Below are 21,593 nucleotides of genomic sequence, written 5' to 3'. Positions count from 1 at the left end.
CGCCGGGGAGGCCGTCGCCCCATGGGGCGACGGCCTCCCCGGCCGGTGCAGGGCCGGAGGGACGACCGCTAGGGCAGGTACCTCTCGATCACCTCGGGGCCCTCCTTCTCGATGAGCTTCCTCGCCGCGTCCACGTTCTCCGGGGTGGGGTCCTGGCCCCGGGCCCTGACCAGGTCCTCGGGGTCGTAGGAACGATTCCGCTCTCCTCCCGTCCACAGCCCGTACGGGCTGCCCTCGGGCTGCGCCTTCTCGTCCTGCTCCTTCATCGCGATCCACCTCGTTGTGTCGTGCGACTGCCTGCCGCGGTTCCCACTGTCCAGCTTGCCCCGGAGTGCGGCAAACAGCCTGCGGAGCGGATGCGGCCGCACGGACGGAGCGGGTGCGGACAGCGCGGACGGAGCGGATACGGACCCCGCACGGGGTGGAGCGGACACGGACCGTGCGAGTGCCCGGGGCACCCGCCGGACGGCCACGCTCACACGGCGCCGGCCTTCGCGGCCGCCCGGGCCGTCCCGGTGGTCCGCCGCAGCACCCAGAACGCGCCCAGGGCGAACAGCCCCGCGAGGACGAGGACGAGGGCGGTGGTGGTGAGCTGGAGCGGCCAGTAGTGCGAGAAGGGGTGGTACTCCGTGTAGTAGCCGACGGCGCCCAGCCGGTCGTAGGCGGCGGAGCACCCGCCGGGGTCCATCGCGTCGCACCTCGGGACGGGCACGTGCGCGCCGGTGGAGGTGACCAGGCCGGAGTCGGCCTCGAGACCGAGGACGACGGGGCCTTCACTCCGGTCGACGGTGTGGGTGACCGACGGCCACAGGTGCGGCATGGCCAGGTGCGCGACCGCCCGGACGACGGCGGTGAGACCCAGGGCGAGCGCCAGTGCCGGGAACGTACGGCGGCACAGCACGCCCGCCAGGGCGCCGGCGGCGAGACCGGTCAGGGCGAAGGCGACCGTGGTGGGACCGTTGGTGTGCAGGACCAGGGAGTCGTACCAGCTCCTGGCCGTGTCGATCCGTCCCCGGCCCGCCGACCAGGCCAGGTGGTACAGACACACCAGCAGACCCGTCCCGGCGGTGACCAGGACGGCCGGGAAGGCCAGCTTCGCGGTCAGCCAGCGGGTGGGGGACAGGGACTGGGCCCAGGCCAGCTGGGCGGTACCGGACTCCAGCTCGCGGCCGAACAGCGCGGCGCCCGCCCAGGCGGCGACGAGGAACGGCACAGCGGTGACGGCGAGGGTGATGTAGTGCTCGACGTCCTTGTAGAGCAGGATCGCCGGCTGGTCGTAGGCGCACCGCGGCCTCATGTCGCAGGCGTTGTACTGCCGCCAGGCCGCGGCCGCGGCGTCGGTGAGCGGGCCCCACAGCCACAGCAGTCCGGCGCCGAGGACGAGGACGAGTGCCGTCCAGGCCCACAGCGCCGGGCGGTGCAGCCTCAGCAGCCAGGACAGGAGGCGGGGGCCGCCGGAGTCACGGTGGGCGGTCGCCGAGGGAGAGGGGGTGGTCAGCGTGGTCATGCGGGGGCCTTTCCGGTCTCGGCGGCTGGAGTGGGGACGGGAGCCTCGGGGTTGCGCAGGTGGCCGAGGACGAGTTCCTCCAGGGAGGGGGCCGAGGCCCGCCAGGTGTCGGGGAGCGGCCCCGTCGGGCGGATCAGCGCGGTGAGCTGGCGGCCGGTGGCGCGGGAGTCGACGACGGTGTGGGAGGAGAGGAGGTCCGCGTCGTCCGCGGGCGCGGTCACCCGGGTGTGCGCGGCCAGCAGGTCGTCGATCTCACCGGCCAGGCGGACCCGGCCGCCGCCGACGAGCAGCAGGTGGTCGCAGGAGTCCTCCAGCTCGGCGACCACGTGCGAGGACATGACGATGGTGGTGCCGTACTGCGCCGCCTGCGCCATCAGCGTCCCCATGAGCTCGCGCCGGGCCAGCGGGTCGAGGTCGGCCATCGGCTCGTCCAGCAGCAGCAGCTCGGGCCGCTTGCCCAGCGCGAGGGCGAGCGCGACGCGGGTGCGCTGGCCGCCGGAGAGGGAGCGGACGCGCGCCTCGGGGTCCAGTCCGCCCGCGGCCACGACGCGCTCCGCGGTGGCCGCGTCCCAGGTGCCCGGGTTGAGGTCGGCCCCCACGCGCAGCGTCTCGGCGACCGTGAGCCGCGGGTACAGCGGCTTGCCCTGGGCGACGTGGCCCACGCGCGGGCGGGCGGACGCGGGGTCCGTGCCCAGCACGGTGATCCGGCCCTCGGTGGGGGCCAGCAGCCCGGCGGCCAGGGTGAGGGCGGTGGACTTGCCGGCTCCGTTGGGCCCGACGACGGCGCAGACGCGTCCCGTGGGCAGCCGGAAGGTGCAGCCGCGCAGCGCCCACTTTCCCCTGCCGAAGCGTTTGCCGAGGCCGGCGGCCTCGATGGCCGTGTCGGTCATGACGGGTCTCCCTGGAAGTGCTTGTCGAGTACGGCGGTGAAGAGTGCGGCCACGTCGTCCCGCTCCAGCCCCGCCGCGTGGGCCCTCGCCGCCCAGCCGTCCAGTTCGGCCCGCAGGGGCGAGTCGTCGGCCGGAGCGGCGCCCAGCGAGCGCCGCACGAAGGTGCCCATGCCGCGCCGCGCCTCGACCAGGCCCTCCCGCTCCAGTTCGCGGTAGGCCTTGAGGACGGTGTTGGGGTTGATGGCGGTCGCCTCGACGACCTCGCGGGCCGCGGGCAGCTTGTCGCCGGGGCGCAGCAGGCCGAGGCGCAGGGCCTGCTTGGTCTGCTGGACGAGCTGCACGTAGGTGGCCACGCCGCTGTGCCGGTCGATGCGGTATTCGATCACCGGAACAACCACCCTTTCACTAATTGAGTAGTGAAAGGGTGGTGGAAGGGGGCCCGGAAAGTCAAACCCCGCCGCCCCGGGGGCGGACGGAGCCGCCGTTTATCGTTCGACACCGTGCCCCCGGACGCGGGAGGCTGCCCCGGGTGACACGACGAACCGATACGCCTCCCGCCTGGGACGAGCGCACGCAGCTGACCACGTTCCTCGACTACGCCCGGGACACCGCGCGGGCCAAGTGCGAGGGGCTGTCCGCGCAGGACGCGCGCAGGGCTCCGCTGCCGCGGTCACCGCTGATGACGATGTGCGGCCTGATCAGCCATCTGCGCTGGGTCGAGTACCACTGGATCCAGGTGGTGTTCCTGGGCGAGGAGCCGGCGGGCCCGCTCACCGGGGCGACCGACGAGGACCCCGACCCCGAGATGCGGCTGGCGCTCGACGTCCCGCTGCCGCGCCTTCTCGCCGAGTACGAGGAGCAGAGCGCCCGCTACCGACGCCTGCTGGCCGAGCACGACCTGGACGCCAGGGCGGCCCGCCCCGTCAGGGACGGCCGTCACGTGGACCTCCGCTGGATCGTGCTGCACCTCATCGAGGAGACCTCCCGCCACAACGGCCACCTCGACATCGTGCGCGAACTCCTCGACGGGCGGACCGGGACCTAGTGCCGTGACCGGAAGGGTTCACCGGCTCACGACGCCCGGCACGGCACTGCCCCCAGCTCTTCGAGCAGGGGACCCCCACGCCGCGTTGTCGGAGCCACCCGAGTACGTCCGGTGCGAGGGCGGTCCTCCGCCTCGCGACGCACCGCACCGGACGCCGCGAGCCCACGGCAGACCTTTCCGGCCACGGCACTAGGCGAGCAGGACCCGGACGGTGCCGCCGTACGACGACGGACGCCGGCGCACGACGACGGACACCGCCGCCCGCTGCCGTACACCGTCGACCGGCGGCGCGCAGAGGTGGACAGCGCGCGGCGGCGGACGGCAGCGGACGCCGCCGAACAGCGAGGAGCCGGGTGCGGCACCGGGGAACGAGTCCCGGTGCCGCACCCGGCTCCGTAGGTCGTCGTGCGCGGTCCGTTCAGCAGACGCCGTCGCCCGGCTTGGGGTTGCCGAGGCCGAACAGCGGGCGCAGCTTGAGTCCGATCCAGGTGCCGACCAGGGCGAACGCGCCCCACAGCCAGCCGCTGAGGCTGCCCGAGGCGACGCCCGCCAGATAGGCGCCGATGTTGCAGCCGCCGGCCAGCCGGGCACCGACGCCCATCAGCACACCGCCGAGCACCGACGCGAGCGCCGTACGCCAGGGAACGCCCTTGTGCAGGGTCCAGACACCGCCGAGGGAGGCGGCGACCGCCGCGCCGATCATGATGCCGATGTCGGTGAGGCTGGTCTTGTCGGCCAGGACCGCGCCCGCGAGCATCTTGTCGTTGCCGGGCTGCTGCCACCAGGTCCAGTTCTCCGGGTGGCCGCCGAGGGCGCCCACCAGTTCCGACCCCCACAGGCTGAAGGCGCTCGTGATGCCCCAGGCGCCGCCGGAGACCAGCAGCACGCCCGCGCCGAGCACGGCCAGCGCCAGGGCGCCGGCGGCCAGCGGCCAGGAGCCGCGCAGGGCCCGGACGGCCGCGCCGCGCGCCGAGGGGACGGGCCCCAGGGGCGGCGGGTTGCGGCGGGCCTGGATGCGCCGCGTCACCAGTACCACCAGCAGCAGGGCGGCGATCGTCACGGCCCAGGAGCCGAACCGGCCGATGTGGTCGGAGAGCACGACCGGCTCCCAGGCCGGCAGGTCCTTCCACAGGTCGAACTGCCAGGCGGCGAGCGTGGCGCCCGCGATGAACCCGCCGAGGGTCAGCAGGATCGAGGACTGGCCCGAGCCCACGGCGAAGAGGGTGCCCGAGGCGCAGGCGCCACCGAGCTGCATGCCGATGGCGAAGAGCGTCGAACCGGCGACCAGGCCGACCCCGATCGACCCGGCGGACGGCGCCGGCTGCGAGCCGAACAGGCCGGTGCCGGTCCCGATGAGGATCGCGAACAGGGTCGCCGTGGTGCCGAGCAGCAACGCGTGCGCCCGCAGCCCGGTGCCGTTGCCGACCGCGATCAGCTGCCGCCAGGCGGAGGTGAAGCCGAACCGGGAGTGGAAGAGGGCGACGCCCAGGCCGAGCCCCAGCAGGAGCAGCACGCCGGGCCTGGCACCGTGCGCGGCCCACACGTACGCGGTCAGGGCCACGGCGAGCAGCCCGGACACGACGAGGGGGGTCCGCCGCACCGGGGGCAGGGGCGGTGCCTCCGGCCGCGGGGAGGAGGTGGGGGAGGGGGTGAACAGGGCGGTGGACGCGCGCGGCGGCGCGGCCTGCCCGACGGGCGGAGCGGTGGTCACGGAAGATCTCCGGAGTGGTACACGGGGACGGCGGACGCTGGGACCGGCGGCGCGGATGCGGGGCCGGTGCGGGACTCAGCGGCGACAGAGGCCGTCGTCGACGCACCACGCCGAGGTCGCGAACAGCGCGAGGCACAGCGACGGGGCGGAAGCAGACATGCGTACGAATATACGGAGTAAGAGGTTCCGCGCGTCGTGCCGTCTCGCCATGCGGAAGGCGCGATGAGACGGCGGGTCCGGTCCGCAGGCGTCCCACCGGGCGGTCGGCGCTCCGGGACCCGTACGGAGCGGCCCGTGTGCGGGGCCGTGCCGCCAGGCGGTGCGACGGTATGGCGGTGCGGCGGCGCGGCGATGGTGTGACGGTGCGGCGGCGCCGTGAGCGCGGTGGCCTCGGCCGGCCGGAGACCCGCGGGCGGGTGCGCCGGCCGTCAGGTGTCGAAACGGTGGCGGGCGGTCTCGATGTGACCGAGGTACCGGTGGGTCCAGTCGCACATGGCGTCGACCGTCGCCCGCAGGCCCCGGCCCGGCTCGGTGAGGGTGTACTCGACCCGCGGCGGCACGGTGGGGTGCACGGTCCGCTCGACCAGGCCGTTGCGCTCCAGCATGCGCAGGTTCTGGGTGAGCATCTTGTGGCTGATGCCCTCGACCTCGTCGCGCAGCTCGCTGAAGCGCAGGGTGCGCTCGCCCAGCATCTCGATGATCAGGAGCGCCCACTTGTTGGCGACGTCCGAGAAGATCTCCCGCGCCAGGGAGTCCGCGCGCCTCAGGTCCGCCTCGTCGGCCGGACCGCCCTCTACCTGCTGGGTCACCATCGGGTTCCTCAGTCACTGAAAAGTGCGTTCTTCCACGTCGGCGATCACTCTCCTACGGTTCCTGAGTAACCGCAAGAGACCGGGAACGGCCCGGTCCGGCGGAGGCGAGCCCACGGGCTCCCGCGAGGAAGGAGCAGACCGGCATGGCCGTCACGCTGGTGAACCCCGACGGACTCCCCGAGATCGACGTGTACCGGCAGGTGTCGATCGCGTCCGGGTCGAAGCTGGTCTTCGTCGCCGGTCAGGTCGCCTGGGACGCGGAGGGGACGACGGTCGGCGAGGGCGACCTCGCCGCGCAGATCGAGCAGTGCTACCTCAACGTCGCCACCGCCCTCGCCGGGGCCGGCGGCTCCTTCGCCGACGTGGCGAAGCTGACCTTCTACGTCGTCGACTGGACCCCCGACAAGATGCCCCTGGTCCTGGAGGGCATCTCGCGGGCGGCCGCGAGGCTGGGGACCGCCCCGGTCCCGCCGGCCTCCCTGCTGGGCGTCGCGGCGCTGGACGTGCCCGAGCACCTCGTCGAGATCGAGGCCACCGCGGTCCTCGACTGACCCGCGGCCGGCGCCTGCTCCGCGCGCGGACTCGGACCGGGCCGGATGTGCCGCCGCCGGCCGCCGGGTGTGTCACGCGGATCTTCGACTGCCCGTGCGGCGGAGCTCCTCCCGGTCCGTCATGGAACGGGCGGCGAGACCGTGTTTCCCCGCCAGCGCGACCAGGGTCTCCGTGCGGTAGTGGAAGTCCTCGCGGAGCACCTGGTGCTCCTCGCCCTCGGTGCGGTCGAAGGTGAGGTCGAACCAGCCGCCCGGCGCGAGCACCCGCCCGACGTGGGCCAGGCACTCCTCTCCCGGGCGGCGCGGACCGGATGGCGCGGCACCCGCCCGGGACGGCGCAGGGCGTACGAGACGCGGTGCCCCAGGGCGGCGCGGTTGACGGTGAGGTTCCTGGCGGGCACGGGCTTCCTCCTGGACGGACTGGGCGGACCGGCCGGCGGACGGGCAGGGCGACGGGCGGACCTACGGGCCCACGGGGCGTACGGGACGGCGGTAATCCGGTCCGCCGTGGCCCGTGGGCCTCGGTTGAGTCCTCGGCGCGGGCGCGGCGGCCCGCTACCGCCGTGCGGCTCTCGTCCGGCGGACGCCCCGGGAGGGGCAGGTGCCGGCCGACCGCCGGCACGGGGCCCGTACGAGCCGTCGCGCACGGGGAGTGCCGCCTCCGCTCGCCGCCGGCCGGCCGTCCCGTACGGCACGCCGCACCAGCCCGCCGTCGACACGCTGCGTAGCCGTGCGGCCGTGCCGACGCGCGGAGCCGGCGCCCGTGGACGGCTGCCGCCGGCTTCGGCGCGTGCCGTGGGGGCGTGCGGGACGGTACCGGGTGCGGCACGGAACCCGCAGGACAGCGAGTAGCAGACGGCCGACCCGAAGGCAATATGGGGACGGATCGCCGGTGAAGTGTGGGTGATTCACTACTTCTGGTGGTCCGTCCATTGCGTCACGCTGCGTGGCATGATCATCTTCTCCCTCGGGTGTGCCGTGCCACGAACCCGCGCGCCCGCCGAATCCCCCCGCACGTCAGTGCCGTACAGCCGAGGATCTTCCATGCCCTCCCCCGAGGACCCCCTGCAGCAGGCGCGCGCCACCTACGAGCACCACCTCGACGTGTGCCGCCAGTGCAAGGCGCACGCGATGCCCTGCCAGGCCGCCAAGCACCTCCTGCGCTCGTACAACAACCTGCGCAGGGGCGCTCGCCGGAGCGGTGGTCTCGTGCGCGAGTGACCGGCGCCGAGGACCCGGGCGGCACCCGGAGAAGACGCGTGCGGACCCTTGTCGCCGGGTGACACGCGCCTCTGCCCTCCCGATGTAACCGCCGGTAATAGTGGTATTCCGGCGACCACTTCGGTGACACCGTCGGCCGGTGCGTCCCACCCTTCGACGAAGCAGGGACCGAGCCGCGTGGAGCGTCCCCGCAGCACCGGCCGGCCGGACCGGACCGCGCGTCGGGCCCGCCGGACGCGGCCGCCGCGGCAGGCGTCCCGCCCTTCCGTCACACCGTCCGCCGCAGGAACGCGGACAGGCCCTCCAGGAGGCGGTCGACGTCCCCGGCGTCGGTGTAGGGGGCGAGCCCGATGCGCAGGCCGCCGGTGTCGCCCAGGCCGAGCCGCCTGGACGCCTCCAGCGCGTAGAAGGAGCCCGACGGCGCGTGGACGCCCCGCTGCGCGAGGAAGCGGTAGGCGTCCACCGTGCTGTGCCCCTCGAAGGCGACCAGCAGGGTGGGCGTGCGCTCGGCGGCCCGGGAGTACAGGGTGACCTCCTCGAACTCCGCGAGCGCCTTCTCGACGCGGTGGCGCAGCAGGTCCTCGTGCTCCTCGATCGCCGCGAACGCCGCGACCAGGCGCTCGCGCAGCGAGCCGGACGGCTCCGGGGACAGGTCCGCCAGGAAGTGGACCGCCGCGCGGGCGCCGGCGAGGACCTCGTAGGGCAGCGTGCCGAGTTCGAAGCGCTCCGGGACCGCGTCCGTGGAGGGCAGCAGCTTGTCCGGGCGCAGGCTCTCCAGCAGTTCGGGCCGGGCGGCCAGCACACCGAGGTGGGGGCCGAGGAACTTGTACGGCGAGCAGACCCAGAAGTCGGCGCCGAGCCGCTCGACGTCGACCGTTCCGTGGGCGGTGGCGTGCACACCGTCGACGTAGAACAGGGCCCCCGCCTCGTGCACCGACCGGGCGATCTCGGCGACGGCGGGGCGCGTGCCGATCAGGTTGGACGCGGCGGTGACCGCGACCAGGCGCGTGCGCTCGGAGAGGACGGCGCGGACGTGGTCGGCCGTCAGCTCGCCGGTCGCGGGGTCGAAGTCGGCCCACCGCACGGTCGCGCCCGCCCGCTCGGCCGCCTGCACCCAGGGGCGTATGTTGGCGTCGTGGTCGAGCCGCGTGACGACCACCTCGTCGCCGGGCGCCCACTGCGCGGCCAGCGTGCGCGAGAAGTCGTACGTGAGCTGGGTGGCGCTGCGGCCGAAGACGATCCCCCTCGGGTCGGCGCCCAGCAGGTCGGCCAGGGCCCGGCGGGTCCCGACGACGATGTCCTCGGCGTGGCGCTCCCCGGGCAGGCCGTCGCCCCGGATGGACAGGGGGCGCGTCAGCGCGTCGGCGACCGCCTCGATGACGGGCCGGGGCGTCTGGGTGCCGCCCGGGCCGTCGAAGTGCGCGGTGCCGGCTGCCAGTGCGGGGATCTGCGCGCGGAGAGAGGCGAGGTCGTACGTCACGTGGTGCTCCTGTCGGGCGGTATCCGATGCGACGGGTGCCAGCGTATGTGCCGTGACCAGTGATGACACCCGTCCGGCGGTACCTGTGCGGAGCGGTTCCGGCCGGCGCCGGCCGCCTGCGCGGCCGGACCGTACGGGGCCCGCCGGGGCGCCGCGCGGGGCCGGGGCGGCCCTTCCACGTGCATCCTGCAACGAAAGCGTGGAAGAAGGCTGGCATGACTTCTCCCACGGATGCCACGAGTGCCACGGGCGCCACGCGTGCGACGGACGCCGCGGACGGGCGCGCGAGCGCCGACTTCTACGACTTCGAGTCCGCGCTGCCGGACGACGAGCGCGAGATCCTCCTGCGGACGAGGGCGTTCATGCGTGAGGAGATCAAACCGCTGGTGAACGAGAGCTGGGCCGAGGGCAGCTTCCCCGACGAGCTGATCACACGGTTCCGCAAGAGCGGCCTGGCGGGGCTGGCCTACGAAGGCTACGGCGAGCACCGCCCTGCCGTCAGCCACCTGCTGACGGGGATGATGGCGATGGAGATGAGCCGCGTGGACGCGTCGGTCGCCACGTTCTTCGGCGTCCACAACGGCCTGGCGATGTACTCGATCCAGGCCGGCGGCGACCAGGAGCAGCGGGACCGCTGGCTTCCCGGCATGGCCGCGATGGACACCATCGGCGCGTTCGCCCTCACCGAGCCGCTGGACGGGTCCGACGTCGCGGCGGGCATGCGCACCACCGCCGAGCGCCGGGGCGACACCTGGACCCTCAACGGCGCCAAGCGCTGGATCGGCAACGCCACCTTCGCCGACCACATCGTGGTCTGGGCCCGGGACGTCGAGGACGACCAGGTCAAGGGGTTCGTGGTCGGCAAGGGCACACCGGGCTTCACGGCCCGGAAGATCGAGAACAAGACCTCGCTGCGCATCGTCGAGAACGCCGACATCACCCTGACCGACGTACAGGTCCCGGACTCCGACCGCCTGCAGAACGTCTCCTCCTTCCGCGACGTCGCGGAGATCCTGCGGGCCACCCGCAGCGGCGTCGCGTGGCAGGCGCTGGGCGTGATGATCGGCGCCTACGAGCTGGCGCTCGGCTACGCCACCGAACGGCAGCAGTTCGGCAAGCCGCTCGCGGGCTTCCAGCTCGTGCAGGACCTGCTGGTCAAGAGCCTCGGCAACATCACCGCCTGCTGGGGCATGCTGCTGCAGCTCGCCCGGCTGCAGGACGCGGGCGTGTTCAAGGACGAGCACTCGTCCCTGGCCAAGGCCTACGTCACGGCCCGGATGCGGGAGGTGGTCGCCTGGGCGCGCGAGATCTTCGGCGGCAACGGCATCGTCCTGGACTACGACGTCGCCCGCTTCTTCGCGGACTCGGAGGCCATCTACTCCTTCGAGGGCACCCGGGAGATGAACACACTGATCGTCGGAAAGGCGATCACCGGTCAGAGCGCGTTCGTCTGACCGCACCCGCGCCCACCCGCGCCCACCCGCGGCGCGCGGGCGGGCGCGACCGGCGGAACGCTGTGACACCGTCCGGGCCCGGCCCTGTCACGGGCGGGCGGATCACAGCGTGTGCGCAATAGTGCAGGTCACAACGTGCGCAGGACGGCGACCACCTTGCCGAGGATGGCCGCGTGCTCGCCGGGGATCGGTTCGTAGGCCGGATTGTGGGGCGCCAGCCACACCCGGCCGTCCTCCAGGCGCAGGCGCTTGACGGTGGCCTCGCCGTCGAGGAGGGCGGCGACGATGTCGCCGTGGTCGGCGGCGTCCTGGCGGCGGACGGTGACGATGTCGCCGTCGCAGATGGCCGCCTCGACCATGCTGTCGCCCACGACCTTCAGCGCGAACAGCCTGCCCTCGCCGACGAGGTGCCGGGGCAGGGGCAGGACGTCCTCGACCGCCTCCTCGGCCAGGATCGGGGCGCCGGCCGCGATCCGTCCGACCAGGGGGACGTGCGTCACGCCCGGAGCGGCGGCGGCCGGAGCCGGTGCCTCAGGGGCGTCGTCGGCCCGGTGCCGGACGCGGTAGGCGCGCGGCCGGTGCGGGTCGCGGTACAGCACGCCCTTGCTCTCCAGGGCCATCAGCTGGTGCGCCACGGACGAGGTGCTGCGCAGTTCGACCGCCTGGCCGATCTCCCGCATCGACGGCGGGTACCCCTGGCGGGCGACGGTGTCCTCGATGAAGCGCACGATGGCGGCCTGGCGGCTGGTGAGACCGTCGGGGTTGGGACGGCTGCCGGGCGGCCGCCCGGGCCTGCCCGGGGTGTCGGCGGCGTGCATGTGGTGCTCCCCCCTGACGGGACTCTGCGTGGGGGTTGGACAGTAACTCGCCCACCACGGCGAAGGGAACACCGTTCGGGCACCGATCCGCGCGGTCCGGCCGCCGCGGCCGCCCGCCCCGCCGTGAGGCCGGACCGGACCGGACGGCAACGGACCGGAACGGCGGAGTTCCGCGCGGTCCCCGGAACGGGGGACCGCCTTCTGGACGTCATCCGCGGGACGCCTGCAGTCTCGAGGGGCGGGTGCGTTCCTCTTCCTTCATGACGGATTTTCGCTGTCCGGCCGCCGCGCGTCCTACCGCCGACCCGCACCGGGGGAGCCGCCGGCCGTGATCGCACGAAGGACCGGACGGGTCGTCAGGGCCTGTGCCGCATCACTGACCGTGGGCCTCCTCGCGGCGACGGCACCGTCGCCGCCGCGAGCCGCGTCCGCCCGGCGGTCGCGGGGGCCGGGGCGCGGGTGTCTCGAAGTGGGACACCCGCGGGCTGCCGACTGTCGGGCGGCCTCCCTGACGTCCCTGTTCAGGCGCTGTCGCCGAGGGGCCGGGGCCGGGCGGGACGGAGGGGTGCGGTTCCGGTGTCATGATCCGGTTCGGGTAGATTTCGCCGGGGCGTGCTCCGCGGCGCCGGCGGACACGTCCCGGACGCGTCCGGCAGGCCGCCGGCGCGGCGGGACGAGCGCGCGCCGCACAGCACCACTGTCGATCAAGGAGTCGAGTGATGATCTTCATTACCGCGAAGTTCAAGATCAAGCCTGAGTACGCGGACCAGTGGCCGGAGATCGCCGGGGAGTTCACGCGGGCCACGCGCGAGGAGCCCGGCTGCCTGTGGTTCGACTGGTCCCGCAGCGTCGAGGACCCGCAGGAGTACGTCCTGGTGGAGGCCTTCCGCGACGACGAGGCCGGCGCCGCGCACGTGAACTCGGCGCACTTCAGGACGGCGCAGCAGACGCTGCCGCCGCACCTCGTGCAGACGCCGCGGATCGTCAACTCCACGGTCCCGCAGGACGACTGGTCCCTGCTCGGGGAGATGGCGGTCGAGGACCAGGGCTGACGCCCCAGGAGGACGCCCCGGGAGTACGGCCGAGCCTGCGCGCGCCGGTGCCGCGCAGGCGCCGCCGGATCCGGCCGGGTCCCGCTCGGCTTCCTGCGGGCCGGGCTCACGGGCGGCACCGTGCGCGCCGGCGGCGCCGCCTCGTACACCGTCGTCCGGGGGTCCGGCCGCCGCGCGTCGTGCTCGGCGCCGTCGCCGGAGCGGGCCCGCGGCCGTCGGATGTGCTGCCGGACCGCCGGAGGCACGAGGCTCCGTACATCCGTGCTAGAGTCGATCTTGAGCTCGCCGCCGGGACTGACCGGTCAAGAGCCAGGCGTTGGTGGTCCAAGGAAAGACGCCCCGCTTCCTGCGGGGAGATGCAGGTGCAAGGCCTGCCCGGCGCTCCACCGCGAAGCCCGCCCGGACCCCCGGGCGGGCTTCGCGCATGTCAGCGCCGCCCCGGACCCGGGCCCCGGACCCGGAAGGCCCCGCCTGCGCGGGGGAGCTCCTCGGTGACGCGGGCCGGCACGGACGCCGGGGACCCGCGGGCGGGCTCCTCCCGGGCGAAGACGCGGGCCGTGCCGTCAGAGTGCGAGGACAGGACGGGTGGAGAAGGTGTCGTACAGGTCCTCGCCCTCCGAGCCGTACGCGAACTCGGCCGTCGAGGGGTTGCGGTTGGCGGTGGCCAGAGGCAGCCATGCCAGCAGGTGGCCGTAGCCTCCGCACACCGACTCGCCGCCGTCCCCGCCGTGGACCGCGGTCACGTCGCTCGTCAGCTCCGTGCGGTAGGTGTCGTAGGCGATGCGCAGACCGAAGGCGTTCGGCCGGGTGTGCGGACCGGTGGCGTCCCCGTAGGGGACGCGGTCCAAGGGGCAGTGGTCGCCCCAGTGGAACAGTGTGCCGGCGCCGGCCCCGCAGGCGTGCTCCCACTCCTCGGGCGTCGGCATCCGCAGCCCGCGGGCCGCGAGGGCGGCCGCCGTGCCCGCGGGCGGTCCGGTCAGGTTCTCGTCCCGCACGGCCATGAGCACCGTGGGCACCTCGGCGCTCCGGCGCGGGCTGAGCGTCCACGCCAGGTGGGTCCGCAGGTCGGGGCCGTAGCCGTACCCCTGCTCCGCACTCTGCGCGTAGTCGGCGGTCTGCCCGGGCGCCGGCTGCCAGGCGTCCGGGTCGAAGCCGACCGTCACCGGGCCGCCGGGTATCAGGGCGAACTCCTGGGCGTCGCGCTCGATCCGGACGCGGTGCAGCGGGGCGCCGAGGTGCTCGACGGTCTCGACGAGGGTCACACGGCCCTCCACCAGGGCCGCCGCCTCCTGGGCGACGCGACGTACGGTGTGCGGTCCGAAGGACCGCCACCGGGCCAGAGTGAGATCGGCGAGGGACATGGGCGCAGTGTGGCACGCGGGTCCGACAGCGCCCGTGACGCGCGGTCGCCGCCGCGGCCGTCTCCCGCTGTCCCGGCGGCGTCCTCGGGAGCGGGCGGGCCCGCCCGGTCGAGCGTCGGCCGGGCCCGTGGGCAGGGCGCCCGAGGTCAGCGCGCCGCGGCGTCCGGGCGGCGGCCCGCCTGCCTGGCGAGGTTGTTGTACACGCGTCTCAGGTGCTTGGCCACGGGGCACGGCACACCGTCCGCACCGCACTGCCGGCAGTTCCGGAGGTGCGCCTCGTGGTCCTCACGTGCTTGCCGGAGGGGGTCGTCGTGCGAGGAGTCCATACGTGTTCCTGGGGCATACGGGGCCACGGGCCGTGGCCGTACGGAGGAAGGGGAAGGGAGCCCCGCCGGTCGTCCGGGGCCCGCAGATGCACTGTGATCTTGTTACTGCTAGTACGGCAAGGTCGTGCTGGTCACATGCCGGTCACGGCCCGGACGGGTACTTCTGAGCGGTCTACTGCCCTGCTGTGCGGGGAAGTTGCCGACCGGGTCCGGGGCACGGGCCGATGCGGTGCCGTGGGGTGCGCGAGTGCGCACCCGGTGCGTTCCCGCGTGCGGCAGGGGCGGCACCGGGACCGGTGCCGCCCCTGAGCGCGGCACAAGGCGGGACGGGCCGTCGGCGGTCCGCCGCCGATGCGGACGCCACCCGTGCCCCGTCCTCGGTCCGGTCGGCCGGCGCGACGCCGAGGACGTGCGTGACGCCCTGGCCGGTGCCCTGCGGCAGGACGACGGCCGCGCCCCGCTCCGACGCGTCCGGGAGCCGCGGGCCGGCGGCGGACACCCCGGCCCGCACGGTGCCGGAGCCGCCCGCGGCCCGGTCGCGCCGGTCGCCGCCAGGGGCTCGTCGCCGGACGTCAGGCGGTGAGGTCGAGGACGAACCGGTACTTGACGTCGCCCGCGGCCAGCCGGTCCAGTGCCGTGTTCACCTCGGAGACGGGCAGGACCTCGACGGTCGCGGTCAGGCCGTGGGCGGCGCAGAAGTCGAGCATCTCCCGGGTGTCGGCGAGGCCGCCGCTGCCCGCCCCCGCCAGCCGCTTGCGCCCGAACAGCAGAGCCTGCGGGGCGAAGGACATCTCCGGCGTCATGCCGAGCGCGCACAGGGTCCGGTCGAACCGGAGCGCCGTCAGATAGGGCGACAGGTCGTGCGTGCGCGGCACGGTGTCGAGGATGAGGTCGAACCGCCCCCGCTGCCCGGCCATGGCCTCGGCGTCGGTCGACACCACCACGTCGTCGGCGCCGAGCTCCAGCATGTCCTCGGCCTTGTCCGGTGAGGTGGTGAAGCCCACGACCTCGGCGCCGAGCGCCTTGGCCAGCTTCACCGCCACGTGCCCGAGCCCGCCGAGGCCGACGACGCCCACCGTCTGCCCGGGGCCCACCTCCCACCGTCTGAGCGGCACCCAGGTGGTGATCCCCGCGCACATCAGCGGCGCGGTCCCGGCCGGGTCGAGCCCTTCGGGGCGCCGGTGGACGAACGCCTGGTCCGCCACGTACTCGTCGCTGAACCCACCTTGTGTCAGGGAACCGTCGTGCCGGTCGCGCCCCCCGTAGGTGAGGGTCGGGAACTCCGCGCAGAACTGCTGGTCCCCGCCGCGGCAGGCCTCGCACACGCCGCACGAGTCGACGATGTTGCCCACGCAGACCGGGTCGCCGGCCCGGAACCGGGTGACCTCGCTGCCGACGGCCACCACCTCGCCCACGATCTCGTGCCCCGGCACCAGCGGGAAGAGCTCCGGCCGCTCCTCCCCGGGCCCGGGCCGCACGTGGTCCAGGTCGGTGAAGCACACGCCCGCGTGCGTCACCCGCAGCGCGACGTCGGTGGGCCGCAGGTCGCGGCGCTGGAACCGCCACGGCTCCAGCGGCGCTCCGGGTGCCTGGGCGGCCCAGCCGTTCGCCGTTCGCATGGTGGATCTCCTCTCGTTCGGAACACCCACATGCTGGGCCGGGCGGCGCCGCCCCACCATCGGTGGCCGGTGACTGGGAATCGCAGGGCCACCCTCGTACGAGGCCGCCGACCATAGCCTTGTGGCCATGGACAACGCAGCCCTCGCCGAATTCCTCCGGGCCCGCCGCGCCCTCGTCCGCCCCGAGGACGTGGGCCTGGGCGACGCCGCCGGCGACCCCCGCCGCCGGGTGACGGGCCTGCGGCGGGAGGAGCTGGCCCTCCTGGCCGGCGTGAGCGCGGACTACTACGTGCGGCTGGAGCAGGGACGCGGCCACCGTCCGTCGGAGAGCGTCCTGGAGTCGCTGGCCCGCGCGCTGCGCCTGGACGGGGAGCTGACGGAGCACCTGTACGCGCTGGCCCGCCCGACACCGACCGCGCCGCGCACGCGGGAGAGGGTGTCGGACACGGTGCAGGAGCTGCTGGACGCCTGGACGACGACCCCGGCGACGGTGACCAGCCGCCGGATGAACGTGGTCGGGGCGAACGCCCTGGCCTGCGAGCTGGCCCCCTGCTACACGCCCGGCACGAACCTGCTGCGGTCGGTGTTCCTGGACCCGGACACGCACGAGACGCACGTGGACTGGAACACGGCGGCGGCGGACGCGGTCGCCAACTTCCGCGCCCGGATCGGCACCGAGCGGGACGACCCCGAGCTGAAGGAGCTCATCGGCGAACTGTCGCTGCAGAGCCAGGAGTTCCGGGAGCTGTGGGCCCGCCACGACGTCCGTACGACCGCGGCGGGCGTGAAGAGCTTCCGGCATCCGGAGGTGGGCGTGGTCAGCCTCCGCTTCCACGCGATGCCGCTGGAGGACGGTCAGGTGCTGACCGTCCTGCACGCCCGGCCGGGCTCGCCGGACGAGCGGTCCCTGACCCTGCTCGCCACGATGCTCGCCACGCGGCGCGGCTGAGGGGGTCCGCCCGGGGCGCCGACGGCCGCTCGCTTCCCGTCGGGCCGCCCGTCGGCACGGCCCGGCGGGAACACTCCCGTCGGGCCGTGCCGGCGGACGGACGTGCCGGGACCGCGCGTTGACATTCAAGACGACCGGTCATATTGTTCCGGACGTCGGAACGCGGCACACCAGCAGGGCGACGAAGCCCTGCTCGCCTTCCCGGCGAAGTGAAGCCCCGGTCCGGGGACGGCGCGTCCGCGACCCCGGACGGAACCTGTGAAAGGACGGCCTCCCATGACCGGCACGACCCCGGCCAGGACCCGACTGCCCCTCAACACGCTCGGGATCGGATTCGGTCTCTCCGGCCTGGCCGGCACATGGACGGCCGCCGCCGCTCCGCTCGGCGCGCCGGCCGTCGTCGGAGACGCGCTCTGGTTCACGGCGGCCAGCGTGTGGGCCGCCACGCTCGTACGCTACGCCGCCGGAGTCCGCCGCCCCAGAGACCTGATCGACGATCTGCGGCACCCCGTCCTCGGGCCCTTCGCGGCCCTCGCCCCCGCCGCCGGATCACTCCTGGCCGCCCGGCTGGCGGAGCCCTTCCCCGCCGTGGGCGCCGGACTCGTATGGGTCATGCTCGCCCTCAGCGCCGCCTTCGGCGCGTGGTTCGTCGCGGGACTCCTCAGCGTGCCGCGTGACGCGGCGACGCTCCACGGCGGTCACCTCCTGCCCACGGTCGCGGCGTCCCTGATCTCCGCGCAGTCCCTCGCCGCCGTCGGGCACCGCGGCGCGGCCGGCGTCCTGTTCGCGGCGGGCCTCGTCTTCTGGCTGCTGATCGGGTCGCTGCTGCTGACCCGGTTCACCACGGGCCCCGACGTCCCCGGGCCGCTGCTCCCCACCCTGGCGATCTTCTCGGCGCCGCCCGCCGTCGCCGGGAACGCCTGGTGGACGATGGCGGGTCCGCAGCAGAGCATCCCGCACGAGGTACTGCTGGGCGCGATGGCCGCCCTGCTCCTGCCGCACCTGTTCCTCATCCGCCGGTACACCCGGATCCCGTTCGTGACCGGCTTCTGGGCGCTCACCTTCACCACCGCCGCCAGCGCCACCTACGGCATCCGGCTCCTGTCGCTCACACCGTCCACGGCGCACACCGTCATCGGCTGGGCGGTCCTCGTCACCGCCACGGCCGTCGTCGGAGCCGTGGCCGTGCGCTCGCTGGCCCTGCTGCCCCTGCCCCGCCACCCGTTCGCCGGGCACCGCCTCCAGCACGGCTGAGGCACCGGCGCGCACGCGCGCCACGGCCTTCGCGGCGCCAGGGACGACCCGGCGGCCGCGAAGGCCGTGGCGCGACCCCGTCACCGGCACGGCGAACCCCGGGAACACGCCGTTCTGTAAAATCGGCGGCGTGAGCAAGCTTCCTCCCGACGTCCGCCGGGCCCGCAGACCCGAACACAAGGAGCTGCGGCTCGCGTCGATCCTGGACGCGGCCCGCACCCTGGCGGCCGACAAGGGAGTGCGCGCGGTGACGCTGACGGACATCGCCGCCGCGGCGGGCATCAACAAGTCGGCGGTCCTGCGCTACGTCGAGACCCGTGAGGACATCTACCTGCGGCTGACCGCCGAGGGCTGGACGCAGTGGGCCGCCGCGGTGGGGGAGGCGCTGGGCGACAGGACGGACGGCACCGCCGACGAGCTGGCGGACGTGCTGTCCCGTACGGTCGTGGACCGGCCGCTCTTCTGCGACCTGCTCGCCCACGCGCCGCTCAACCTGGAGCGCCACGTGTCCGCGGACGCCGTACTGACCTACAAGCTCGCGGCGTTGGAGGCCCTGGAGGCCATGGCGGAGGACTGCGCCCGCTTCCTGCCGGCCCTGGGCACGGCGGCCGCCCGGGAACTCGTCGGCACCGTCAGCCTGCTCGCCGGCGCCCTGTGGCAGATCGCCTCGCCGCCCGAGGCGCTGGCCCGGCTCTACGCCGAGGAGCCGCGCCTGGCCCATGCGAGGGTGGACCTGCTGCCCCGCCTGACCGGTTCCGCCCGCGCCCTGATCGTCGGCCTGGCCGGCTGAGGCGCCGAGGGCCCGGCGCCGAAGGGGACTTCGCGCCGTCAGGGAGGCGGGGAGCCGACGGCGCAGCGGGGGAGCGCGGACCCCCGGCCGGACGGACGGAGGCCGGCCCCACGGGACCGGCCGGCCTGCACGGTGCGCCCGTTCGCGCACACACCTTCCGTCAGGGCGGCAGCGGAGGGCCGACGATCTGGATGCCGTGCCCGGCGGCCAGCCGCGTCAGCCGAACAGGGGACCCGTCGGCCGGCCCAAGACGGATTCGTCATCGCCCGATGCCGAAACAGCATGTCCCCGCGTCCCGTCGGGGCGCGGCGGGAGGCACCGCGGGCCCTCGGCGGACGGACACCGGAGGGCGGGCGCGGGACCGTGCGCACAGCACGGCGGAGTGCGCGGCCGAGGCGCCGGCGGCGGAGGAGCGCACCAGCGCCCTCCTGTCGCAGAGGCATCCGTGGGCCGCGAGGAGCGGCTGCCGCTGTCCGCCCCGGCCGAGGAGTCCGTGCTCTTCCCGCTGCGCGAACGGGCCCACTGCCGGGCCCGGTTGGGCACCGCCGCCGAGGCCGGCGTCGCGTCGACGGCGGTGCCGACGGCCCCTCCGCGGTGCCCGGCCCGGCGGCGGCCGGCCTGGGCGTCTCCGCGGTCCCGGCGTCGTTCCGGTTCGCCCGCCGGCCGGGCCTGGAGTCCGTTCCCCTGCGCGGTCCGCGCAACCGGATGAGCGTGGTACGGCGCGACGAGGCGTCCGACACCGCGGCCGCCTTCGTGACCGCCTGCCGCGCCGCGGCCCGGGACCCGGCCCTCGCACACGGCGACGTCTGGAGGCTGCCGGGCACGCCGGGGCCGTCGGCGGAGCCGGCGGGCGTCGTCCGCGCGCCGCACCGCCACGGGCGAGACGCCTGAGTCCTGGACCCGCCGCGCACGCGGTCACCCGCGCAGTACCTCCAGGACGACCTCGCTCGCGCCCGGAAGGCGCCCGCGCAGGCGTTCCGGGCGGGGCCGTCCCCGTCGCGCGACGACAGGCCGGTGGTCCGGGCGTACTGCTCGACGACCTCGACGGCCAGGTCCTGCTTGCTGCCGGAGTGGTGGTGGACGGCCCCCTTGGGCATGCCGCCCGGCCCGGCCGCTGTCCCGTACGCGCGGCCGGGGCGCCGGGTACCGCGTCAGGCGGTGGCGGACAGGGCGTGGCGCCCTGCGGCGAGGAGGGCGGCCTGGCGGGCGACGCGGGCGCCGAGGTGCTCGGCGGTGGCGATGTCGGCGGGGTGGACGGTGTCGGTGCCGCCGTCCATCGGGGTCTGGGCGCCGGCGCCGGCCCAGAAGCCGAGGCGGTTGAGGTCGTTCTCGGAAGCGGTGGTGGAGTTCCAGCCGGGGGCGAGGCCGAGGCTGACCCACAGCATGCGGTGCTGGGCGGCGAGGGCGGCGAAGTAGGCGAGGGTGTTGGACTTGTCGCCGCTCTTGGAGGCGGAGTTGGTGAAGCCGGCCGCGAGCTTGTCCGCCCAGCGGCCCTCCACGAAGCGCTTGCTGGTGGCCTCGGCGAAGGTGTGGAACCCGGCGGACGCGCCGCCCATGTAGGTGGGCGAGCCGAAGACGATCGCGTCGGCGTCGTCGAGCCGCTGCCACTGTTCGTCGGTGATGGTGTCCACCGGGACGAAGGCCACGTCGGCGCCGGCGTCGGCCGCTCCGCGCCGGACGGCCTCGGCGAGGACCGCGGTGTGCCCGTAGCCGGAGTGGAAGGCGACGGCGACCGACGGGGCGGGGGCGGCGGACTCGGACATGTCATCTCCAGTGGTTCGAGAGGTCAGGACAGTACGGCGGGAGGCGGTCGAGGACGGTCTCCACCGCCTCCGGCCGACCGGATCACCCCGGCATTGAGAAATATGACCGGTCGTCTTGAAATAGTCAAGCCGCCCGGTCCGGGTGAGGCGCGGGACGCCGGCGGACGGCGACGGCATGTCCGGTGGCGGCGACGAGTGCATGGCGTTTTCCCTGGCGTATCGGCGCCTGCTGTCGTCGACTCGGGGTGTGCGTGCCGCGCCGGCCCGGCGCCTCGCGCCCGGTCGTCCGGGGCGAGGTGTCCTTTGACATCGCCAAGCAGGCCGGTCATATTGGACACATGCCAAGGGTGAGTGTGAAGGGAAAGCTGGTCGAGCACGCGGAGGCCGTGTTCCGGCGGCAGGGGTTCAACGGCGCCAGCGTGCAGGACATCACGACCGCGGCGGGCGTGCCGAAGGGGTCTTTCTACAACCACTTCAAGAGCAAGCAGGAGCTCGCCGCCGAGATCGTGCGCCGCTACAGCGGTGCCACGGACTTCAGCGCGCTCGGCGACGTCGGCGACCGGGACCGCACGGCGCCGGAGCGGCTGCGCGCCCACTTCGTGGCGCAGGCCGAGCGCACCCGCGCGACCGGTGTCGAGTACGGGTGCCTGCTGGTCACCATGGCCAGTGACACGCCGACCACCGGTGACGAGGTGCGGTCCGCCGTGCTCGACGGCTTCGACGGCTGGACCGGTGCTCTCGCCGCCGTGATCGAGCAGGGCCAGCAGGCGGGCGAGATCGTCTCCTCCCGCCCCGCTCACGACCTCGCCGCCTTCCTGATCGACGCCTTCGAGGGCGGCGCCCTGCGGGGCAAGGCCACCGGCGACCGCACCGCGTCGATGCGCTCCCTCGACATCGCCCTGGACGCGCTGAGGGCCTGACGCCCGCCCGGACGAAGGCGTGCCGGACCCGGTGCCGGCCCGGTGGCGGGCCGGCACCGGGAGGGCCGGG

General features: G+C 74.5%; 22 protein-coding genes and 1 pseudogene. 10 read left to right on the top strand and 13 right to left on the bottom strand.

Translation table 11 applies throughout. The features are described 5' to 3' along the window. Nucleotides 1-68 precede the first annotated feature (68 nt). From IE271_RS21335 to IE271_RS21320, 4 genes are all read right to left on the bottom strand, one after another. Nucleotides 69-266 (bottom strand): hypothetical protein, encoded by a 198-nt coding sequence (locus tag IE271_RS21335; RefSeq protein ID WP_190191977.1) that lies wholly within the window; start codon nucleotides 264-266, stop codon nucleotides 69-71. 209 nt (nucleotides 267-475) lie between these two features. Beyond that, on the bottom strand, nucleotides 476-1,507 hold the full coding sequence (locus tag IE271_RS21330) for an ABC-2 membrane transporter-related protein (RefSeq protein ID WP_190191976.1): 1,032 nt from the start codon (nucleotides 1,505-1,507) through the stop codon (nucleotides 476-478). Beyond that, on the bottom strand, nucleotides 1,504-2,397 hold the full coding sequence (locus tag IE271_RS21325; protein WP_190191975.1) for an ABC transporter ATP-binding protein: 894 nt from the start codon (nucleotides 2,395-2,397) through the stop codon (nucleotides 1,504-1,506). Before IE271_RS21325 ends, IE271_RS21330 begins: the two co-directional genes overlap by 4 nt. Next, nucleotides 2,394-2,783: a GntR family transcriptional regulator gene (locus IE271_RS21320; protein ID WP_190191974.1), complete on the bottom strand. Its 390-nt coding sequence runs from the start codon at nucleotides 2,781-2,783 to the stop codon at nucleotides 2,394-2,396. The genes IE271_RS21325 and IE271_RS21320 overlap by 4 nt, the downstream gene beginning before the upstream one ends. A 143-nt stretch (nucleotides 2,784-2,926) precedes the next feature. On the opposite strand from IE271_RS21320, the gene IE271_RS21315 reads away from it, so the two are divergent. Then, nucleotides 2,927-3,442: a DinB family protein gene (locus IE271_RS21315; protein WP_190191973.1), complete on the top strand. Its 516-nt coding sequence runs from the start codon at nucleotides 2,927-2,929 to the stop codon at nucleotides 3,440-3,442. 189 nt (nucleotides 3,443-3,631) lie between these two features. Here IE271_RS21315 and IE271_RS21310 read toward each other — a convergent pair whose 3' ends face one another. From IE271_RS21310 to IE271_RS21300, 3 genes are all read right to left on the bottom strand, one after another. Further along, a complete protein-coding gene (locus IE271_RS21310) occupies nucleotides 3,632-3,829 on the bottom strand; it encodes a hypothetical protein (RefSeq protein ID WP_190191972.1) in 198 nt (65 codons plus the stop codon). A gap of 31 nt (nucleotides 3,830-3,860) precedes the next feature. Further along, a complete protein-coding gene (locus IE271_RS21305; RefSeq protein WP_190191971.1) occupies nucleotides 3,861-5,153 on the bottom strand; it encodes a YeeE/YedE family protein in 1,293 nt (430 codons plus the stop codon). Nucleotides 5,154-5,581: 428 nt separating this feature from the next. Further along, nucleotides 5,582-5,965 carry a winged helix-turn-helix transcriptional regulator gene (locus IE271_RS21300; RefSeq protein ID WP_190191970.1) on the bottom strand — a complete coding sequence of 128 codons (384 nt, stop codon included), beginning with the start codon at nucleotides 5,963-5,965 and terminating at the stop codon, nucleotides 5,582-5,584. 143 nt (nucleotides 5,966-6,108) lie between these two features. Between IE271_RS21300 and IE271_RS21295 the strand changes: the two genes are divergently transcribed. Beyond that, nucleotides 6,109-6,516 (top strand): RidA family protein, encoded by a 408-nt coding sequence (locus IE271_RS21295; RefSeq protein WP_190191969.1) that lies wholly within the window; start codon nucleotides 6,109-6,111, stop codon nucleotides 6,514-6,516. 61 nt (nucleotides 6,517-6,577) lie between these two features. On the opposite strand, the pseudogene IE271_RS21290 reads toward IE271_RS21295, so the two are convergent. Then, nucleotides 6,578-6,807 (bottom strand): annotated as a pseudogene (locus IE271_RS21290) (methyltransferase); the annotation flags it as partial. Nucleotides 6,808-7,560: 753 nt separating this feature from the next. Between IE271_RS21290 and IE271_RS21285 the strand changes: the two are divergent. Then, complete coding sequence (locus IE271_RS21285) at nucleotides 7,561-7,737, top strand: hypothetical protein (RefSeq protein ID WP_190191968.1); 177 nt, start codon at nucleotides 7,561-7,563, stop codon at nucleotides 7,735-7,737. Nucleotides 7,738-8,005: 268 nt separating this feature from the next. Here IE271_RS21285 and IE271_RS21280 read toward each other — a convergent pair whose 3' ends face one another. Continuing rightward, nucleotides 8,006-9,217: a cysteine desulfurase-like protein gene (locus tag IE271_RS21280; RefSeq protein ID WP_190191967.1), complete on the bottom strand. Its 1,212-nt coding sequence runs from the start codon at nucleotides 9,215-9,217 to the stop codon at nucleotides 8,006-8,008. A 215-nt stretch (nucleotides 9,218-9,432) separates the two neighbouring features. On the opposite strand from IE271_RS21280, the gene IE271_RS21275 reads away from it, so the two are divergent. After that, nucleotides 9,433-10,671 (top strand): acyl-CoA dehydrogenase family protein, encoded by a 1,239-nt coding sequence (locus IE271_RS21275; RefSeq protein WP_190191966.1) that lies wholly within the window; start codon nucleotides 9,433-9,435, stop codon nucleotides 10,669-10,671. A 128-nt stretch (nucleotides 10,672-10,799) separates the two neighbouring features. On the opposite strand, the gene lexA is transcribed toward IE271_RS21275, so the two are convergent. Continuing rightward, entirely contained in the window at nucleotides 10,800-11,489 is a 690-nt protein-coding gene (gene lexA / locus IE271_RS21270; RefSeq protein ID WP_190191965.1) for a transcriptional repressor LexA, read from the bottom strand. Between the two features lie 719 nt (nucleotides 11,490-12,208). On the opposite strand from lexA, the gene IE271_RS21265 reads away from it, so the two are divergent. Further along, nucleotides 12,209-12,541, top strand: coding sequence for a putative quinol monooxygenase (locus IE271_RS21265; protein WP_190191964.1), 333 nt, complete (start codon nucleotides 12,209-12,211; stop codon nucleotides 12,539-12,541). Between the two features lie 563 nt (nucleotides 12,542-13,104). On the opposite strand, the gene IE271_RS21260 is transcribed toward IE271_RS21265, so the two are convergent. Next, nucleotides 13,105-13,902: a hypothetical protein gene (locus IE271_RS21260; protein WP_190191963.1), complete on the bottom strand. Its 798-nt coding sequence runs from the start codon at nucleotides 13,900-13,902 to the stop codon at nucleotides 13,105-13,107. An 898-nt stretch (nucleotides 13,903-14,800) separates the two neighbouring features. Next, nucleotides 14,801-15,847, bottom strand: a complete 1,047-nt coding sequence (locus IE271_RS21255; protein WP_190191962.1) for an NAD(P)-dependent alcohol dehydrogenase — start codon at nucleotides 15,845-15,847, stop codon at nucleotides 14,801-14,803. Between the two features lie 127 nt (nucleotides 15,848-15,974). Between IE271_RS21255 and IE271_RS21250 the strand changes: the two genes are divergently transcribed. From IE271_RS21250 to IE271_RS21235, 4 genes are all read left to right on the top strand, one after another. Beyond that, the gene (locus IE271_RS21250) at nucleotides 15,975-16,796 is read left to right on the top strand and encodes a helix-turn-helix transcriptional regulator (RefSeq protein ID WP_190191961.1); all 822 of its coding nucleotides are present in this window, start codon (nucleotides 15,975-15,977) and stop codon (nucleotides 16,794-16,796) included. Between the two features lie 276 nt (nucleotides 16,797-17,072). Continuing rightward, the gene (locus IE271_RS21245; RefSeq protein ID WP_190191960.1) at nucleotides 17,073-18,050 is read left to right on the top strand and encodes an SLAC1 family transporter; all 978 of its coding nucleotides are present in this window, start codon (nucleotides 17,073-17,075) and stop codon (nucleotides 18,048-18,050) included. A gap of 130 nt (nucleotides 18,051-18,180) precedes the next feature. Continuing rightward, nucleotides 18,181-18,840, top strand: a complete 660-nt coding sequence (locus IE271_RS21240; RefSeq protein WP_190191959.1) for a TetR/AcrR family transcriptional regulator — start codon at nucleotides 18,181-18,183, stop codon at nucleotides 18,838-18,840. 594 nt (nucleotides 18,841-19,434) lie between these two features. Continuing rightward, nucleotides 19,435-19,731 (top strand): type 2 periplasmic-binding domain-containing protein, encoded by a 297-nt coding sequence (locus IE271_RS21235; RefSeq protein WP_190191958.1) that lies wholly within the window; start codon nucleotides 19,435-19,437, stop codon nucleotides 19,729-19,731. 260 nt (nucleotides 19,732-19,991) lie between these two features. On the opposite strand, the gene IE271_RS21230 is transcribed toward IE271_RS21235, so the two are convergent. Continuing rightward, entirely contained in the window at nucleotides 19,992-20,603 is a 612-nt protein-coding gene (locus IE271_RS21230; RefSeq protein ID WP_190191957.1) for a flavodoxin family protein, read from the bottom strand. Between the two features lie 338 nt (nucleotides 20,604-20,941). On the opposite strand from IE271_RS21230, the gene IE271_RS21225 reads away from it, so the two are divergent. After that, on the top strand, nucleotides 20,942-21,523 hold the full coding sequence (locus tag IE271_RS21225) for a TetR/AcrR family transcriptional regulator (protein WP_190191956.1): 582 nt from the start codon (nucleotides 20,942-20,944) through the stop codon (nucleotides 21,521-21,523). Nucleotides 21,524-21,593 lie beyond the last annotated feature (70 nt).

The organism is Streptomyces minutiscleroticus (assembly GCF_014650875.1).
In the GTDB taxonomy this organism is placed as follows: domain Bacteria; phylum Actinomycetota; class Actinomycetes; order Streptomycetales; family Streptomycetaceae; genus Streptomyces; species Streptomyces minutiscleroticus.
This window is presented reverse-complemented; position numbering and strand designations above follow the sequence as displayed.

Bases quoted from the DNA above. Each gene is read 5' to 3' on its own strand.
- IE271_RS21300 (WP_190191970.1), bottom strand. From the start codon at position 5,965: ATGGTGACCCAGCAGGTAGAGGGCGGTCCGGCCGACGAGGCGGACCTG.
- IE271_RS21285 (WP_190191968.1), top strand. From the start codon at position 7,561: ATGCCCTCCCCCGAGGACCCCCTGCAGCAGGCGCGCGCCACCTACGAG.
- IE271_RS21295 (WP_190191969.1), top strand. From the start codon at position 6,109: ATGGCCGTCACGCTGGTGAACCCCGACGGACTCCCCGAGATCGACGTG.
- IE271_RS21245 (WP_190191960.1), top strand. From the start codon at position 17,073: ATGACCGGCACGACCCCGGCCAGGACCCGACTGCCCCTCAACACGCTC.
- IE271_RS21255 (WP_190191962.1), bottom strand. From the start codon at position 15,847: ATGCGAACGGCGAACGGCTGGGCCGCCCAGGCACCCGGAGCGCCGCTG.
- IE271_RS21325 (WP_190191975.1), bottom strand. From the start codon at position 2,397: ATGACCGACACGGCCATCGAGGCCGCCGGCCTCGGCAAACGCTTCGGC.
- IE271_RS21250 (WP_190191961.1), top strand. From the start codon at position 15,975: ATGGACAACGCAGCCCTCGCCGAATTCCTCCGGGCCCGCCGCGCCCTC.
- lexA (WP_190191965.1), bottom strand. From the start codon at position 11,489: ATGCACGCCGCCGACACCCCGGGCAGGCCCGGGCGGCCGCCCGGCAGC.
- IE271_RS21230 (WP_190191957.1), bottom strand. From the start codon at position 20,603: ATGTCCGAGTCCGCCGCCCCCGCCCCGTCGGTCGCCGTCGCCTTCCAC.
- IE271_RS21335 (WP_190191977.1), bottom strand. From the start codon at position 266: ATGAAGGAGCAGGACGAGAAGGCGCAGCCCGAGGGCAGCCCGTACGGG.
- IE271_RS21330 (WP_190191976.1), bottom strand. From the start codon at position 1,507: ATGACCACGCTGACCACCCCCTCTCCCTCGGCGACCGCCCACCGTGAC.
- IE271_RS21225 (WP_190191956.1), top strand. From the start codon at position 20,942: ATGCCAAGGGTGAGTGTGAAGGGAAAGCTGGTCGAGCACGCGGAGGCC.
- IE271_RS21265 (WP_190191964.1), top strand. From the start codon at position 12,209: ATGATCTTCATTACCGCGAAGTTCAAGATCAAGCCTGAGTACGCGGAC.
- IE271_RS21260 (WP_190191963.1), bottom strand. From the start codon at position 13,902: ATGTCCCTCGCCGATCTCACTCTGGCCCGGTGGCGGTCCTTCGGACCG.
- IE271_RS21275 (WP_190191966.1), top strand. From the start codon at position 9,433: ATGACTTCTCCCACGGATGCCACGAGTGCCACGGGCGCCACGCGTGCG.